The 16,965-nt window shown below is 67.6% G+C and carries 16 protein-coding genes; 13 read left to right on the top strand and 3 right to left on the bottom strand.

Translation table 11 applies throughout. The features are described from left to right. Positions 1-245 precede the first annotated feature (245 nt). On the top strand, positions 246-1,220 hold the full coding sequence (locus tag YWM_RS21990) for a bile acid:sodium symporter family protein (protein WP_043659175.1): 975 nt from the start codon (positions 246-248) through the stop codon (positions 1,218-1,220). A gap of 10 nt (positions 1,221-1,230) precedes the next feature. Here the strand turns inward: YWM_RS21990 and YWM_RS21985 are convergent, their stop codons facing one another. Together YWM_RS21985 and cobBC are read right to left on the bottom strand one after the other, a co-directional pair. Further along, positions 1,231-2,226 (bottom strand): cobalamin biosynthesis protein, encoded by a 996-nt coding sequence (locus YWM_RS21985; protein ID WP_245565896.1) that lies wholly within the window; start codon positions 2,224-2,226, stop codon positions 1,231-1,233. Beyond that, complete coding sequence (gene cobBC / locus YWM_RS0103135) at positions 2,223-4,595, bottom strand: bifunctional hydrogenobyrinic acid a,c-diamide synthase/histidinol phosphate aminotransferase CobBC (protein ID WP_245565895.1); 2,373 nt, start codon at positions 4,593-4,595, stop codon at positions 2,223-2,225. Before cobBC ends, YWM_RS21985 begins: the two co-directional genes overlap by 4 nt. Before the next feature lie 1,538 nt (positions 4,596-6,133). On the opposite strand from cobBC, the gene YWM_RS27010 reads away from it, so the two are divergent. From YWM_RS27010 to YWM_RS0103105, 6 genes are all read left to right on the top strand, one after another. Next, complete coding sequence (locus YWM_RS27010) at positions 6,134-6,265, top strand: hypothetical protein (protein ID WP_281168786.1); 132 nt, start codon at positions 6,134-6,136, stop codon at positions 6,263-6,265. 50 nt (positions 6,266-6,315) lie between these two features. Then, on the top strand, positions 6,316-6,810 hold the full coding sequence (locus tag YWM_RS21980; RefSeq protein WP_245565894.1) for a cation diffusion facilitator family transporter: 495 nt from the start codon (positions 6,316-6,318) through the stop codon (positions 6,808-6,810). Between the two features lie 410 nt (positions 6,811-7,220). Continuing rightward, a complete protein-coding gene (locus YWM_RS0103120) occupies positions 7,221-8,657 on the top strand; it encodes a hypothetical protein (RefSeq protein ID WP_156914596.1) in 1,437 nt (478 codons plus the stop codon). A 112-nt stretch (positions 8,658-8,769) separates the two neighbouring features. Continuing rightward, on the top strand, positions 8,770-9,318 hold the full coding sequence (locus YWM_RS0103115; protein WP_028849482.1) for a hypothetical protein: 549 nt from the start codon (positions 8,770-8,772) through the stop codon (positions 9,316-9,318). A gap of 72 nt (positions 9,319-9,390) precedes the next feature. Further along, entirely contained in the window at positions 9,391-9,972 is a 582-nt protein-coding gene (locus tag YWM_RS0103110) for a DUF3558 domain-containing protein (RefSeq protein WP_084612149.1), read from the top strand. A 36-nt stretch (positions 9,973-10,008) separates the two neighbouring features. Next, positions 10,009-10,539: a DUF3558 family protein gene (locus YWM_RS0103105; RefSeq protein ID WP_028849480.1), complete on the top strand. Its 531-nt coding sequence runs from the start codon at positions 10,009-10,011 to the stop codon at positions 10,537-10,539. 83 nt (positions 10,540-10,622) lie between these two features. On the opposite strand, the gene YWM_RS0103100 is transcribed toward YWM_RS0103105, so the two are convergent. After that, complete coding sequence (locus YWM_RS0103100; RefSeq protein WP_028849479.1) at positions 10,623-11,636, bottom strand: LacI family DNA-binding transcriptional regulator; 1,014 nt, start codon at positions 11,634-11,636, stop codon at positions 10,623-10,625. Positions 11,637-11,772: 136 nt separating this feature from the next. On the opposite strand from YWM_RS0103100, the gene YWM_RS0103095 reads away from it, so the two are divergent. From YWM_RS0103095 to YWM_RS26730, 6 genes are read left to right on the top strand one after another with little or no spacing between them, the layout of a single operon-like run. After that, a complete protein-coding gene (locus YWM_RS0103095) occupies positions 11,773-13,125 on the top strand; it encodes an amidase (protein WP_028849478.1) in 1,353 nt (450 codons plus the stop codon). An 11-nt stretch (positions 13,126-13,136) separates the two neighbouring features. Further along, positions 13,137-14,015 (top strand): nitrilase family protein, encoded by an 879-nt coding sequence (locus tag YWM_RS0103090; protein WP_028849477.1) that lies wholly within the window; start codon positions 13,137-13,139, stop codon positions 14,013-14,015. A 12-nt stretch (positions 14,016-14,027) separates the two neighbouring features. Then, positions 14,028-15,224 (top strand): hypothetical protein, encoded by a 1,197-nt coding sequence (locus YWM_RS0103085; protein ID WP_028849476.1) that lies wholly within the window; start codon positions 14,028-14,030, stop codon positions 15,222-15,224. Positions 15,225-15,234: 10 nt separating this feature from the next. Beyond that, positions 15,235-16,020: an alpha/beta fold hydrolase gene (locus YWM_RS0103080; RefSeq protein WP_028849475.1), complete on the top strand. Its 786-nt coding sequence runs from the start codon at positions 15,235-15,237 to the stop codon at positions 16,018-16,020. A 19-nt stretch (positions 16,021-16,039) separates the two neighbouring features. Continuing rightward, the gene (locus YWM_RS26735; protein WP_245565893.1) at positions 16,040-16,360 is read left to right on the top strand and encodes an NAD(P)-binding domain-containing protein; all 321 of its coding nucleotides are present in this window, start codon (positions 16,040-16,042) and stop codon (positions 16,358-16,360) included. A 48-nt stretch (positions 16,361-16,408) separates the two neighbouring features. Further along, positions 16,409-16,927, top strand: a complete 519-nt coding sequence (locus tag YWM_RS26730; protein WP_245565892.1) for an imine reductase family protein — start codon at positions 16,409-16,411, stop codon at positions 16,925-16,927. Positions 16,928-16,965: the final 38 nt, after the last annotated feature.

Genomic DNA, 16,965 nt, shown 5'->3' with positions numbered 1-16,965 from the left:
TAAGCAAACGCCGCGACCCGAATGCACACAACGCGACAAGAAGTCACAAGGCGAGAGCCGACAGCCGGGGCATGGCCGCGAGGCGCCGATTGCGTTCGTCTCATAGGGCGGGTCGACTCCCGGGTTGTCGGGCCGAACTGGTTCCATGACTGTCTGACAAATGGCCATACTTCTCGATGGGCACTCTCCACGGCCGCGACGGGCGATGCGTGGTCACCGAGACAAGCTTGGAGCGGGAGCTATCCATGCAGACTCTCGAACGAGTAGGCGCGCTGGTCGGCCGCTGGTTCGCGGTCATCGTCGTCGTGGCGGGCGCGATTGCGCTGCTCACCCCGGAGACGTTCGCCGCGGGAGGCCCGGCCGTGTCGTGGCTGCTCGCGCTGATCATGCTCGGGATGGGGATGACGCTGCAGCCTCGCGACTTCGTGACGGTGGCGAAGCGTCCCTGGCCCCTGCTTCTCGGCGTGGCCGCTCAATACGTCGTGATGCCGCTGGCCGGGTACGGCCTTGCCCTTGCGCTCGACCTGTCGCCGGAACTCGCCGCGGGCATGGTGCTGGTCGGCGCGGCTCCGGGCGGCACCGCCTCGAACGTCATGGTGTACCTCTCCCGGGGCGACACGGCGCTGTCGGTGGCGATGACGACCGTGTCGACGCTGCTGGCTCCGCTGCTGACCCCGCTGCTCGTGCTGCTGCTGGCCGACGAATTCCTTCCGGTCGACGCGGGAGACCTGTTCGTGTCGATCGTGCAGATCGTGGTCGTGCCGGTCGTCGTCGGCTTGATTCTGCGCACCGTGGTCCCGTCGTTCGTGGATCGGCTGCTGCCCGCTCTTCCGCTCGTGTCGGTCGTCGGCATCACCGCCGTGGTGATGATCGTGGTCGGCGGGAGCGCGGACACCGTGCTGTCGGTGGGCCTGCTGGTGGTCGTCGCGGTCATCCTGCACAACGGCCTGGGGCTGACGCTCGGTTACGCGATCGCCAAGGCCTGTCGGGTCAGCATCCCGGCCCGGCGTGCCGTCAGCATCGAGGTCGGCATGCAGAACTCCGGGCTCGCCGCCGCGCTGGCCACTGCCCATTTCAGCCCGGTGGCGGCGCTCCCGGCGGCGATCTTCTCCGTGTGGCACAACGTTTCCGGCCCGATCGTCGCCTCCTACTGGTCGCGCCGGGAAATGCCCGGCGAAGCCGGGAATCACGAGGACCCGGCCGTCGAGGCGGAAGGCTGATGTCAGCCGCTCACCCGGTAGCGCGGGCCCGGAGCAGCCTCCGGCGTCGGCTTCCATGGTGTTCGCGTGGTTTCCCATTCCCGGCCTGGGCGAAGGCGACAGCGATACCGCCAGCCGTCCAGGCGATCAGTGTTGCGAGCCTCTTGGCGCGGGGCAGATCGGCGAGCGTGGGGGCTGGGCCATCACCCAGGCGGGCACGGTGCTCGATCCTGTCCCCGTAGTGGTTGGTGCCGCCAAGCGTGATGCCGAGTGCTCCGGCAAACGCCGCTTCGACCGGGCCCGCGTTGGGGCTCGGATGGCGCCTGGCATCCCGCCGCCAGGCGCGCACGGCCGCCGCGGGCCGACCGCCGACCAGAGGAGCCAGGACTACCGCCAATGCGGCCGTCACTCGCGATGGCGCCAGGTTGACCAGGTCGTCAACACGGGCGCTGGCCCAGCCGAATCGCTCGTATCGATCGCTGCGGTGGCCGACCATCGCGTCGAGCGTGTTCACGACGCGGTATCCGACCAGGCCCGGGATACCGAGGACTGCACCCCAGACCAGGGGAGCGACGACCGCATCCGAGGTGTTCTCCGCCAGTGACTCGACGACCGCCCGGCTGACCCCGTCGGCGTCCAGATGACGTGGATCCCGGCCGACCAGGTGCGTGACCTGCTCGCGCGCCGCCGGGAGCTCGCCGCGTGCGAGTTGGCCGGCGATGATGTCGGCCTCCCGCACGAGTGACCGGCCACCCAAAACGGCCCACGTCACCCCCGCGGTAGCGAGTGCCGAGGATCGTGCGGTCCGCTGAACCAGTACGGCAGCGGCGACAAGCGGCACGAGGACAGCGGCGTGGTAGATGATGCCTGACCTGCGACGATCGCCGTAGAACGCGTTTTCCAGCGCGTGGGCATATCGGCCGAGGCCGGCGACGGGGTGGAAACGGGCTGGATCGCCGACAAGCCGGTCAAGGATGAAGCCCAAGCCCAGCCCGACAGCGCGACCGGTACGAGCTCGAATGCTCACGTCGTGCCGCTCCGCAACGTCGTCAACAACCGCTGTGTTGCCTCGCGCCGGCGTACGGCGATCCGAACCCACGATTCGTCGAGACCGGGGAAGGTGTCGGCCCTGCGCAGGGCGAAACCTTCACGGCGTAGCCACGAACGCATGCCGCCGAGCCTGGCCAGAACGAAAGGCGCAGTGGAGTCGACCACCTCGATGCCCACGTCGTCCAATCCCTGGACCAGGAACTCGCGGTCGTGCGCGATCTGCTCGGCCCTGCGCCGCTGTTCGGCCCGAGCCGTGGGGGTGCAGGTGGCCGTGATCGCGGCGAGCGCCGGGCTGCTGACGGGCCACGGTTGCTGATGATGCCGCAGATCTGCCAGCACATCCGGGTCCCCGACGACGTAGCCGGCCCGGATGCCCGGGATCGACCACAGTTTGGTCAGACTGCGGATGACTACCAGACCTGGCAACCGCTGCGCCGCCAGCGTCTCGGGCTCACCAGGGACAAAATCCATGAAGGCTTCGTCGACCACCAGCACTCGCCCTTGCCGTGTCAACGACTTCAGCACGGCAGCCGGATGCAGGCGGCCGGTCGGGTTCGTCGGGTTGCCGATGATGACCAGATCGGCATCGTCGGGCACCTGTGTCGGTTCCAGTGCGAATCCGTCGTCGGATCGACAGATCACGTGACCGACCTCGTGTCCGGCCGAACGTAGCGCGACGTCCGGCTCGGTGAACTGCGGATGGACCACAACTGGGCGTTGCCACGGCCGCGCCCGCGCTATCAAGTAGAAGGCCTCCGCAGCGCCTGCGGTGATCAGCACCTCCGCACGGGCGCGCCCATGGCGGCGCGCGACGGCCTCGTGCGCCTCGCGCGAGTCGGGGTAGTGCGTCGACGCCGCGACACCTTCGCGTATCGCTTCGTCCAACCAGGTCGGGCGCGGCAGATCGCTGACGTTGACAGCGAAATCGAGCAGGCCGTCCCCGATCTCTTCGTCGCCGTGGTGCCGTAACGGGTCCGGGACAGGACCATCCACCGGCGGTGCGGGCGCGCCCCGGTGGACACCTGCGACCCGAACGGCGTCGACGAATCGTCGCGCATGATCCGTGTGGCCCGCCCAATGCACATGCAGGTAGGAAGCCGCCAACGTCGGCCCGGCGAAGCCCGCAGGCGTGCCGTCGATATTCCACAGTGGCCGGGCGTCGTGCGTGGGGGAGACCGTGCTGCTGTGGAACTCGTGCGCGGACGCGGGCGTGCCTTCTTCTCCGAGCAGGCAATCCGAACTCAACACAGGCCGGTGGTACGCGAGCGTGAAGCCCGAGGTCATGACCGCCTCGGCGTCGATCGCTCCGACCATCGGCTTGCCGTCGAGGCTCCGGCACAGATAGAGGAGCCCAGCGCATTCGGCGATCGTCGGCACGCCGTCGAGCACCGCTTGCCGCAATTCGGCGCGCAAACTCGCGTTGTCGGTGAGCGCGGAGGCATGCATCTCGGGAAATCCGCCACCGAGATACAGCCCGCGCGTGCCCGAGGGCAGGTGAGTGTCTCGGGCCGGGTCGAAGGTCGCGATCGTGCATCCCGCTGCTGCGAGGAGCTCCGTCGTCTCGGCGTATCGGAACGTGAACGCTCTGCCGGCAGCGACGGCGACGACGGGGGAGTCGTGGCTCGACGCACTCACATGGGCAGCTGGGTCCCACGGCTTTGCGTCGAGCTCGGGTGCCTTCCGGGCGACATCCAACACAGCGTCGAGGTCGACATGCGCGGCCACGTGCTCCGACAGCGCATCCAACGATTCGGCCGCGAGCCCCCGCTCGGCGGCGGGTACGAGCCCGAGGTGCCGCGAAGGCGCCTGGATGCCGTCGTCGCGTGGCAGGACGCCGAGAACCGGCACGCCTGCAGATTCCACCGCCCGCGAAACTTCGGCCGCATGGCGCGGGTGACCGGCCTTGTTCAGCACGACCCCGGCAACGGTGACATCAGGTTGGAACGTGCTCATGCCGTGGACGACGGCGGCAATGCTGCGTGAGGCATAGGTGATGTCGACGACGAGGATGATGGGTGTCCGGGTCAGCGCGGCGACATGAGCCGTCGACGCGAATCCTTCTCCGCCGACCAGCCCGTCGTACAGGCCCATGACGCCCTCGACGACGGCGACCTCCGCACCCTGAGCACCGTGCAGCAGCAGCGGCGTCACCAGATCCTCGCCGACCAGGAAGGGATCGAGATTGCGCCCCGGGCGTCCGGTAGCAAGTGCGTGATAGCCCGGATCGATGTAATCCGGCCCTACCTTGTGGCCGGACACGCTCAGACCCCGTCCAGTCAGCGCGGCCATCAGCCCGGTGGCGATCGTGGTTTTGCCTTGCCCCGTGGCCGGAGCTGCGATGACCACGCGCGGGAGCTTCACCATCTGCCGCCCCGCCGGGCCGCGGACCATGGATACTGCACAGGCATGTAGGGCTCCGCTCGACTGACTTGTGGTTTTCAGACCCGGGTGTACTCGAAGCCGGACCTCGCGGAGCCCGGGATCGACGTTCGAGTCACCGCGCCCGCGCTGCGCCGAACCATCGCCGGGCCCACCAGATTCTTGTCGATGCGTTCCTCAGGTCCGCTGATCATCCTACTGTGGAGAGGCGCTGCTGGGACAATCGATCTGGGCAGCGCGCCAGCCGGACAGCCCTTTGCGAAAACCGCCCATTGAGAGGACAGAATCTCAGCAGCACCTTCGCACTGATTTCCTGGGGCTCCAGATCGCTCACTCACATCCGGCTGCCAAAAGAGCGATCCCTCGACAAACGCCACACTGGGTTACCGCTGTATACCGAAGGTGCCGCCCACTAAGACTTCCCTTCCACAAAGAATTCGGGCCGCCGAACGAGTCTCCGTGGCTGCATGTATAGACCTTCGAGGAACTTTCGGTCCCGGCAGGCATGCGTACGTCGCCTCGAGCGAGCGGGCACCTTGGCGGGAGCTGCAAGACCCGATCACACCGACCCTCTTGCGAACTGGCGGGCGATGGCCAGCACCTCACCCCGTCAGAAACCAATACTTATCTCCCGCCTGCGGCACGGAAGTTAACCCCAAAGTGCCACTTGCGCAGTTTCTAAAACCGCAAATGAGCAAAAGAAGTGCACTCGGCCGCCGGCTGCACAACCTCTCGCAAGACTCGCAAGAGGGGGACGTCGCACTGTGGAAGTCGATCCACCCGGGAGAGATAGGGAAACATTCGATGACGGCACGTTCGAAGCGGTCGGTAGCTCTCATGGGGGCGACATTGGTCATGGTGACTGCCTGTAGCGAATCTCCGGATGAGTCTGCTTCGGTGGACGTGAACAAGTATTCCGGCGACAGCGCCTGCGACCTCTTGCCAGGTGAGAAATTGAACCAGAGCAGGATAACGGAGCCGTGTCGCCCCATGGATACTTCGATTGGACTGCCTGGTTGCGAGTGGAGCGGGGACGCGCTCGTTCCACTGGTGATCAGCCTCGGCCAGGAGCTGTCCGAGCTGGTCAAGGCCGACACGGAAGACAAAGTTTCGGATTCAGGGAACATCGGTGGCTTCGCGGCGGTAACCAACTGGTCTCCTGATACCAGGGCGTGCAAAGTGTACGTAGAGACTCTCCGACATCGTACTTTCAAATTCATGTGGGGAATCTTGAGTCACGCGAAGTGCTGTGCGACCTGGGAGAAAACTTGGCTTCTTCAGCGGTGGAACGTCTGAAGTCAGGACAATAACTTCATCTGCGGCTCTACTGCCGAGTTTCCGAAACCAGTTGCGCAATGGGTTGGGCAATAATCTAGTCGTACGATATGGGTGCGCACGTCTTGCCATGGGGAACTAGCGCGGAAACGCACAGGAGCGCTCGACGAAGGCGCCGAGCTGATATGTAGCACGCACCGGAGGGGAATCGCCGGCGACTGGCGAGCGTCTTGGACGTCACACACGCCGGCACCCTGTTCGGGCTGGTCGGAACACTGATCACGGGTTCGCCCGCACAGCTGGCCGATCCCGGCCACCTGTCGACCGACGCGAGGATTCTGTTCGCCGCATTGATCGCGTGATCCTGGCCACGCGGCCGGCGACCTTCCGCCGGACGTACGGACTCGGGCAAGTGCAGGTCCCCGTCGCCGGCGCGGCGGCGCTGCACGTGCTGGGCGATGCCCTGGGATCCGTCGGCGTCATCGCCGCGGCCGTCGTGCTGCTGACGACGGGATGGCCCTATGCGGACACGGTCGCGTCCTTGTTGATCATGCTCTTGATCACCCCGAGGGCTTTCGCCTTGTTGCGGGAGGCTGCGCATGTGCTTCTCGAGGGCGCGCCGAAGGGACTCGACGTCACCGAGGTCAAGGATGCGCTCGCAGGCACTCCGGGAGTGGTGGAGGTCCACGACCTCCACGTGTGGGCGATCAACGACCGCACGCCCGCCGCGTCAGCACATCTGGTCGTCGACAGCGGGGGAGACGAGGTTCGACCCGCCACCGGCTGCGGCGAGGAGTCGGTGCTGGATCGGGCCGTCACGATTCTCCGTGAACGGTTCGGGCTGGACCACAGCACACTTCAGCTCGAGCACCGCGCTCACTCGGCGCACGAGCACCGTTGTTCGTGAGGACCGCTCGGCCATCCCGGGCACGGTGGCGGGCACCACGGTCGTGCCCGGATCGAGGCCCGCAAGGCCGGCCGGCGGTTGAACCGTTCGGGCCGCAGCATGTGGTCACGGCGAATGGTGACCACATGCTGCCCGCACACGTGAATTCGGACAAATTTCTTCCTATTGTCCAATATGACCGGGTTTTCCTGTGTGCATTTCTCGGATAGCGGGATCCGGCGCGTCGGCAAGGGCGTCGTAGGTCGGAAACGGGCCGGAACCCCAATTGACCACCCGTTCGGTTGGCTTTGCCGGGGGCGGCGAGCGTATTCATTGCGCATCGATACACTGCAACGGCCGCGGGCAAGATCATCTCAGGGGGATCCGCTGTGGAAGCCAATCCCGACAGCATTCGGGCTTACGGAACCTATTTGGCGGCGGAAGCTGCGTACAACCTTCCGACCATCGAGAAGTACGCCATCGATTACGGCTTGAAAACCGACAACGTCGGTGGTGCTGCCGGGCTGCTGCTCAAGCCGTTCGGGGAGGCCATCAAGGACGTCGCCCAGCCCGCCGTGGAGCAGGTGTTCGACAAGATCGGCTTCGGCATGGCCGATCTCGGCGACGCCATGATCGACGTGGCCGACAACATCCAAGGCAGGGACGAGACCAACGCGAGCCTGTTCGACCAGTTCCACCTCGACGACGAGAAGCCGGGGGACAGCCACGGCCGGGACTACTACGGCAAGGACGGCAAGTCCGCTTTCCAGATCGCCGAGGTCGCTCTGCAGCCGCCCGAGGCCGCAGAAGGCGGCGACAAGGACCTGACGCAGCACTTGCGCGGGCCCGCCAAGGAGGCGGCGTCGATCGCCGACTGGTTCCTGGAGGCGTGGTACGAACTGTCCAACCAGTTCGGCCTGCCCAAGATCGGGGAGGGCGACCCGCCGACGTTCGAGACGGTCGTGCTCGACCCGCTGCTGGGTGACTTCAACGAGCTCACCAAGAACGGCAACGCCTGGAAGGCGGTGCTGGCGGACGGGTTCGCCGCGATCGTCATCCAGATGAGCAAGAACTTCCACACGCTCGTCGACAGCCACTTGTGGACCGGCGAGGCCGCGGCCGCCGCACAAGGGTTCATCCAGCACCACTGGTCCGAGATGGTCAAGGGTGCCGCGGAACAGATCGGCGAGTTCATCGCCAGCGCGTTCAAGAAGATCGCGGAGGTGTTGGCGCAGCTGGCCGCGCGGCTGGTGAACGCCATCGGCGAAGTCCTCAACGACATCTTGGTGAACCTCATCGCCAAGCACATCACCCGCGGTCAGCTGGGCACCATCTGGGAGACCGCCAAGGCGGTCGTCGACACGTTCCTGGAGTTCTTCGGGATCGACATCGACGACAACACCATCGTCGACGTCATCGAGCGCATCGCCCGGGTGATCGGTGACATCTTCGAGGCCTACGAGACCATGAAGGAGTTGGTCGGTCAGGCCAAGGAGATCTTCTCGCTGTTCAACGACCTCAAGGGCGCGCTGGAGAAGATCCCGGAAATCAAGGTGGTCAAGAACGCCGGCGAGTTCGCCCGCGAGGTCAAAGAGATCACCACCGAGGTGCAGAACAGCGACGCGTTCAAGAAGCTGCAGAAGGGCTCCGAGGTCTACGAGAAGTACGAGGGCGACTACAAGGAGGCGAAGGAGCGGGCCGACCGGCTCAAGGAAGGGATGCCGGAGGACAACCCGCTGCCCGAGGAGGAGAAGCCCAAGAAGGAGGACTACACGCCGGTCCAGGGTCCGGTGCTCAACGAGGACGACCGGCCGTACATCAAGAACGACGGCTCCGGTGAGGTCAAGTACGGTCGGGACTTCAAGTGAGTCGCGACGCGTACCGAGGCACCGGATCACGTGACGGCGTGACCGCCCAGCCGACGCAGGGGAGCGTGGGCCGGGCAGCGGCCATGTCAGCCAACTCGGTCGGAGTAGTGGAATGACGCAATTCGGCAAGGTCGACTTGCCCGATCTGGACGGCCTGCGGCGCAAGATCGACGAGACCATCGAATCCGCCTACCGGCGCATCCAGCAGGTCGAGCACTCGACCGCGGAGCTGCGCGAGAAGCGAGCGCGGGACGCGGAGCGGCTGTCCGACAAGCAGATCGAGGCGATGAAGGCCGGCATCCTGGCGCGCGAGCGCACCCCGGAGTGGCAGGTCGTCATGGAGCGCATCGCCAAGGGCGACTTCTCGTGGCGGCACGTGATCGCCAGCTACTTCGCAGGCACCATGGACCCCGACGTCAAGGCCGCCTTCAACTCGCTGGCGACCGTCCCGCCGCTGACCCCCGAGCAGCGGGAGCAGATCAAGGCCGACCTGAACAAGGCGGAGGCGCAGGAAGCAGAAGCGGCCCAGCAGGCCGAGGAGTCCGCGCCTCCCTACGGCGGAGCCGGTCAGCCCCGGTACGGCACCGGCGGTACCGCACCGAGGCGACCTGGACCGGACGACTGGGACGACGACTTCGACCAGATCAATTTCCTGCGCTGACGGTGCGGTGAGATGGTCCGCGCAGGCCTCGCTGCTGGTAGCCGTTACCAACGAAGAAGGTAGGGAGTCGAATTGTCCTGGCGCTCCTCGATCAATGCCACATTGGCCGCTGTCGCCTGCCTCGGGCTGGTAGCCGGGTGCGGCGAGGACCCGGCACAGAACGCCGACCAAGAGGCTGGCGCGCAGCCGTCAGCCACCTCGGAAGCACCGATGCAGCAACCCCAGCAGGCACCGAAGGTGGACCGGCCGCTCGACATCGCCAAGGCCGCGCAGGACAAGTGCTCACTGGTGCCCGAGGAGGCGCTGACCGAGCTCGGCATCACCGACGCAGGCACCGAGAACGACTTCGGCATCTGCATGTGGGACACCGGCACGGTGTCGCTGACCCTGCACGAGGACCAGGGCCTGGACGTGGTCTACCAGAGGCGGGCGGAAGGCAAGTTCGACAAGTTCGAGCCGAGCGAGATCGCGGGCTACCCGAGCGTGACCACCACGCCGCAGAAGTCGCCCGCGGCGGCGTGCAGCGTGTTCGTGGGCGCGTCCGACACGACGTCCTTCACCATCGCCGTCACCAATCCTGACGGACAGGAAGACCCGTGCGACGTGGCCGAAGACCTGTCCGAGGCGGTCGTCGAGAAGCTGGCCGACAGGTGACCGGCCAGGCGCGCTGAGCGAGGAAAGGAGCACCACGTGCGGCACGGTCACCTGGCACGAGCGGCGGTCGCGCTCGCCGGGCTTGCGCTGCTCGTCGCCTGCGAGGAGGGGCCGGACAGCGAGGGCGGCGCCGGCCAGGAAAGCCGGCAGCAACCGCTGGACGTCAGCAAGTTCCAGGACGACAAGGTGTGTGAGTTGCTGCCGAAGGACGAGCTGTCCGCCGCCGGTTTCACCGATCCGGGACAGCCGCGCACCTTCTCCGGCGGTGTCGACGGTTGCGAATGGCGCGAGGACGGCATCCTGGCGCTGAGCTTGGTCGGCGAAAGCCTGGAGTCGGCCGGCGTGGCCAGCGACTCGAAGTACCGGTCGTCGGAGTCCGGCACGCTCGCGGGCTACCCGTCGGTGACGGCCTGGTTTCCGAACACCGAGACGTGCAACGTCTATGTGGACGCCGGGCCGGAGACGTACCTCGAGCTGCAGGTGCGCGAGTTCGATACCGGTGAGAAGCAGTGCGAGCTGGGCGAGGAGTTGTTGGCCGCTGCGGTCGAGCAGCTCAAGGCGGGCTGAATCGACCAGGTCGGCGGACCGGGTACGGGCCCTCGGTCTCGCCTGAGCGAAGCGTCGACGGAGTCCGAAACCGCCGACGGCCGTCAGGGACGGGTGGAGGCTCGCACGACCAGCTTCGGTGCGAGGCGTTCGGATCGTGGCTCCTGGCCACCGAGGATCGCGACAAGCACTTCCAGCGCGCGCTTGCCCATCTCGTGCATGGGTGAGCGCACGCTGGTCAACGGCAGCGGCAGTTCGGCCGCGAGCGGGATGTCGTTGAAGCCGGCCACGGCCACGTCCTCGCCAGGCCGCAAGCCGGCGTCACGGACCGCGCCCATGGCGCCGATGGCCGCGAAGTCGTTCACCGCGAACATCGCGGTCGGCCGAGCACCCTGCTGCAGCAGCTTTTCGGCCGCCCGGTGCCCACCGGCGGTGTCGAACGCCGAGTGCACGACCGGGACGTCGATACCCGCCTCCCGGTAGCGGTCGACGAATCCCGCGGTGCGATCGATCCCGGTGCTGGCGAACGGTTCGCCCGCGATCACGCCGACCTGCTCATGACCGAGCTCGAGGAAGTGTTCCGCCACGAGCTTGCCGCCCAGGTAGTCGTCGCAGGTGACCGACGGGTGGTCGCCTGCGTGCCTGCTGACCAGGACGAACGGAACATTGCGCGCGGCGATCTCGTCGACGAGCTGCGCATCGCTGTGGGCGTCTCCCAGCACGAGCCCGTCCACCCGCCGGGACAGGGCCAGATCGGTCCTCGCCCGTTGCTTCTCGGGCCGGTCGTGGCTGTTCATCACGAAGGTGGCCAACCCGTGGCGCGCGGCCGCATCCTCGATCCCTTCGTAGATCGTCGCCAACACGACGTCCGACAATCGGGGGACCAGCACGCCGATGAGGTTGCTCCGCGCGGTCCGCAGGCTCTTCGCGTGCGGGTTCGGCCGGTAGTCCAGCCGTGCCGCCCACTCCCGGATCGCCTTGACCGTCTCCCGGGACGCCGCGCGTGAGACCTCGTCGGGCGGCCCGTTGAGCACCCTCGACACAGTCGAGACGTCCACCCCGGCGGACTCGGCGACCATCCGCAGCGTGGCGGGCTTCTTTCCGCCCTGACGCTTCACGACCCCTCCCTTTTCGCCGGCAACCCCTTGACGAACCGGCCCATGGTGCGTTCATACTACCCAAACGATTGCCCCAAACGTTTGGGTAGCGTCGCGACACGAAACCCAAACGTTTGCGTCCGAGAGAGGAACCGGTGTGTCGTCATCCCTGAAGGCCGGGCTCGTCGCGCCGCCTGGTGCCGGCCTCTTCGCCGGGGTCGGTGTCGCCGAGCTGGCGGCGAAGCTGCGCGCGGACGGGCCGTCACCGCGCGACCTGGTGGAGATCGCACTGGCCGAAGCCGCCCGCTGGCAGCCGAGGATCAACGCCTTCGTCACGCTCGACGAGTCCGGAGCACGCAGGGCAGCGGAGCAAGCGACCGAAGAACTGGCCGCAGGCACCGACCGCGGCCCGCTGCACGGTCTTCCGGTCGCGGTCAAGGACATGATCGACGTCCGCGGGTTGCCCACCACGGCAGGCGCCAGACACTTCACCGGCCATGTCGCCGAGCAGGACGCCGCGTGTGTGGCGCGGCTGCGGGAGGCCGGCGCGATCATCATCGGCAAGACGACCACCCACGAGTTCGCCAACGGCCCGACCGGCGACTTGTCCGCGAACGGCCCCACCCACAACCCCCACGCCGTCGACCGCATGGCGGGTGGCTCGAGCAGCGGCTCGGCCGCCGCGGTCGCCGCGGGCATCGTCCCGCTCGCGCTCGGCACCGACACCGGTGGCTCGGTGCGGGTTCCCGCGGCCTGTTGTGGGGTCGTCGGTCTCAAACCGACCTACGGAGCGGTCCCGACCAGCGGCGTCTTTCCGCTCGCCCCATCGCTCGACACCGTCGGCGTGCTGGCCCGCAGCAGTGCGGAATGCCGCCTGGCGTGGACAGCTCTGACCACCGGCGAGACCGCGCATGGTCAGGACGGCTTGCCAAGCATCGGCTGGCTCGAGCCCAGCACAGTCCATCCCGTCGAGCCCCGCATCGCGCGCGCAGCGCGCCTCGCCGTCGGCGAACCCAGCACGGTCTCGCTCCCACAGATCCGCGACCTGCGCGAGGCGTACCGCGTCATCCAGGGCAGGGAGTCCTACGCGGTGCACGTCGACCGGCTCGCCACCGAAGCCGAGCTGTACAGCGATGAAGTACGCGATCGGCTCTTCGCCGGTGGCGACGTCCACGACTGGGAGTACGTCCGCGCACTCGAACGTCGCGACCGCGTCCGCGAATCCGTGATGGAGGTCTTCCGCCGGGTCGACTTCCTCGCCCTGCCGACGATCCCGCTGACGGCCCCACCGCTCGGCAGCCGCGAGTGGCGCGTCGCAGGTGAGCCGGTCGACATTCGCACGGCCCTGTTGTCGCTGACCAGCCCCTGGAGCGTGCTGGGCCTGCCCGCGGTCTCGGTCCCCGCAGGCCGCGTCGACGGCCTGCCGATCGGCGTTCAGCTGGTCGGCCCACCCGGCTCCGAGTACCGCTTGTTGTCCGCCACCGAAGCCCTGTCAGGCATCACCCACTGAAAGGAAACCGCATGTCCACCAGCGTCATCGTCGCCGCAGCGGTCCAGTGCGACCCCCAGGTCGGCATGGAGAACAAGGACAAGAACCTCGCCCGCACCCTCGAGCTGGCGAACGCGGCCGCCGACGAGGGCGCGAACCTCGTGGTGCTGCCCGAGCTGGTCAACACCGGCTACTCGTTCGAAACCCGCGAGGAGGCCTACGCGCACGCCGAGCCGCTGACCGGGCCGACGGTGCACGCGTGGTGCGAACTCGCCCGTGACCGTGGCATTCACTTGGTCGGTGGCATGGCCGAGGCGGACGGTGTGCGGTTGTACGACACCGCCGTGCTGATCGGGCCGGACGGGCTCATCGGGCACTACCGCAAGACGCACCTGTGGAACCGCGAGAAGCTGGTGTTCACGCCCGGCGACCTCGGCTTCCCGGTGTTCGACACCCGCATCGGCCGTATCGGCTTGCTGGTCTGCTGGGACATCTGGTTCCCGGAGGTCGCCCGGCTGCTCTCGGTGCAAGGTGCCGATGTCATCTGCAGCGTGAACAACTGGGTCTGGACGCCGCCGCCGCTGTTCGACGACGCGGGCAAGTGCATGGCCTCGTACCTGACGATGACCGCCTCGCACGTCAACAACGTGCCGATCGTGGCAGCCGACCGCGTCGGGGAGGAGCGCGGCGCGAAGTTCCTCGGCTGCTCGTTGATCACCGGGACGAACGGCTGGCCGGTCGGCGAGGTGGCTCCGGCTGAGGGGGAGACCACGGTGTTCGCCGAGCTGGACCTGATGGCGACCCGCTCGGCCGCGATCTGGAACGAGCTCAACGACCTGCCCCGTGACCGCCGCACCGATCTCTACGATCCGCTGCTCGGTTACCGCGGCGGTCAGGTCTACCCGCGCTGACGGGCGGCACCCATGGCCACCGAACTCGCCGAATCGACCGACACGCGCAGTGCGGGCTCGCTCGGGCGCTGGCTCGCCGGCGGCGCTCTGGTCGCCGCCACCGCGGGCCTCGCTCTCGTCCTTGCCCGGGCTGCCGCGTCGCTGCCGCACGTCCTGCCCGGTTACGAGGAGTGGCAGGCACAGGCGTACGACAACGTCTGGCAATTTTTCCGCTGGTGCCTCGGCGACACGACCGAGGCGCAGTTCTACAAGACCGCGCTCGGCGGGCTCGGGATGCTCGCGGGTGGGTGGATCGCTCACGTGGCGTGGAAACGCGGCCGCCGATGGGCCGGGTTCGCCATCAGCGGCGGCACCGGCCTGTGGCCGTGGGTGACCGCGTCGGCCCTGCTCGCCGTGGTCGTGTCGCACTTCCTGTGGGGTTGGACGCTGGAGACGTCCGGCGTGTGGCAGCCGACGTTCGTGGCGTTCGTGTCCGTCCCGCCCGCTGTCGTACTGACCTACGGCCGCGGGTGGGGTGTGGCCGTCACCGGCGCGATCCTCGGTGCAGGCCTGACGGTTCCGATCGCCCTGCTACTGGTCAACTACGTGTGCGCGCCGCTCGAGCTCCCCGCCGTCGTCGGCAACGTCACCGCGATGTGGATATCAGCGCTCCTGGCCTTCCCGCTGTGCCGGTTGCTGCCCTGGATGCCGCAACCCCTGCCCGCACCCGAAGCGCCCGTCGAACCCCCGCGTCAAGGACCCGCATGGGTGGTCCGGCGCGTACTCGCCGACTTCACCGAGGCGCCGTTCCACGGCAACGAAATCGCCTCGCTCGGGCTGATCGTGGGGACGGTCCTGGCGTACGTGCTGAACCCGCAAGTTCCGGTCTACGGCAGCACACTGCTGCCCGCGCTGCTCGCCGCACAGGTACTCACCGCGACGGTCGGGGTGCTGGTCTACCGCCGTCAATGGGCCCAGCACGGCTGGTACCCGACCTTCGTTCCGGTCGTCTCCGTCGCCCCGGCGGCCGTGCTCACGTTCGGCCCGACGATCCCCGCGATCGTTGCCGGCGCGGTCCTGGGCGCCCTCACCGGCCCACCACTGGCGGCGTTCGCCACCCGGCGTCTGCCCGCGGGCGTCCACCCGTTCGCCGGCAACGTGTTCTCGATGACGGTCTGCACCGCCATCACCATCCCGCTGCTGGGCTTGCTGCCCGGTTTCACCTCCTGAAAGGAAGATGATGCGAACCCTGCGATTCGACCGCGACGGCACCGTGCTGTTCGCCGAGCGCAGCGACGGTGACGGCGTACCGCTGGTCGTCGTACCCGGCGTCATGGCCGACGCCTGCAGCTGGCGGCCGGTCGTCGATGCGCTGCCGGTGCCCAATCCGGTCATCGTGCTCAACCGGCGGGGGAGAGTGCCCAGCGGGCCGCTCGGGCCGGACTACTCGCTGCGTACCGAGATCGACGACCTGAACCACGTGCTGGACGTCATCGGCGAGCCGGTCGACTTGTTCGGCTGGAGCTACGGCGGCCTGATCGCCCTCGAGGTCGCTGTCGACCGTCAAAGATTGCGCTCGGTCGTCGCCTACGAACCGGTGTCGAGCCCGTTCGGCATCGAGGCGCTCGACGACCTGCGGAACGCGCACCACGACGGGGATCTCGACCGGGCCGTCGAGATCGTCAACCGCACCGTGTCGGGGTTCTCCGCCGAGTACGTCGCCGAGCTACGCGCGAACCCCGTCTGGCCCGTGCTACGTCCGCTCGCCCACCCCCTTGCGGACGAGCTGGTCGCGCTGAACGCACACACTCCGGCGTGGGACCGGTACCCCGAGATCGACGTTCCGGTCACACTCCTGCTGGGCGAACTCAACGAGGGCGCGCCGCCGTACGGCACGGCGTTCGAGGTCATCCGGAATGCCCTGCCACAAGCCGACGTGGTTCGCATGCCGGGGCAGGGCCACCTCGCGCACGCTCAGGCACCGGAAGTCCTGGCGAAATACATCGCACAAGCGATCGCGCGGTGACGGCACCACAATGGCGCACATGGATGATCAACTATCGGTGACGGTCCTCGGGCTCGGTCCGATGGGCTCGGCGTTGGCTCGGGCGTTCCTGCGGCACGACCACGCCACGACGGTGTGGAACCGCACGGCCGCCAAGGCTGACGCGCTCGTCGCAGAAGGCGCGTCTCGCGCCGACACAGTCGATGACGCCGTGACCGCCAGCAAGATCGTCATCTCCTGCGTCGCGGACTACGACGCCATGTACGACGTTCTCGGTTCGAGCGTGGACGCCCTCCGCGGGCGACTGCTGGTCAACTTGAGCTCGGGTACTCCGGAACAGGCCCGTCAGGCCGCGGCCTGAGCCGAGGAACACGGCGTCGACTACCTCGACGGCGCGATCATGGTGCCGGTGCCCGCCGTCGGGCAGCCGGACGCCGTGATTCTCTACAGCGGCGATCGCGCCGTGTTCGACACGCACAGATCGACCCTGGACGTGTTGGGCGGCGCGTCGTCGCACGTGGGGACCGACCCCGGGCTGGCGGTGCTGTACAACACAGCACTGCTGGGCTTCATGTACGCGACGGTCAACGGCTTCTACCACGCAGCGGCACTCGTCGGGACGGCCGGAGTCTCCGCCACGGAGTTCGAGTCGATGGCCACGGGATGGTTTCTCAACTCGGTGGTCGTGCCGATCCTCGACGACCAAGCGCCGAAGATCGATGCGGGCGAGTTCGCGGGCACGATCGACACCACGGAAATGAATCTGACGGCACTGGAGCACGTGACCCGCACCAGCGAGGACCACGAGGTGAACGCGGCGCTACCCCGTCATCTTGCCGAGCTCACCCGGCAAGCGATCGCCGACGGCCTCGCCGGCGAGAGCTACGCGAGCATGATCAAGTACTACCGGGGCCCGCGGAAGGGATAGCGGCCGACAGCCAGACAGGTGACAAGGCCCGTCGAGAG

This window comes from Thermocrispum municipale DSM 44069, from assembly GCF_000427825.1.
GTDB lineage: Bacteria > Actinomycetota > Actinomycetes > Mycobacteriales > Pseudonocardiaceae > Thermocrispum > Thermocrispum municipale.
Note: the sequence above shows the minus strand (reverse complement) of the source record. Positions and strands in the feature narration are given on the sequence as shown.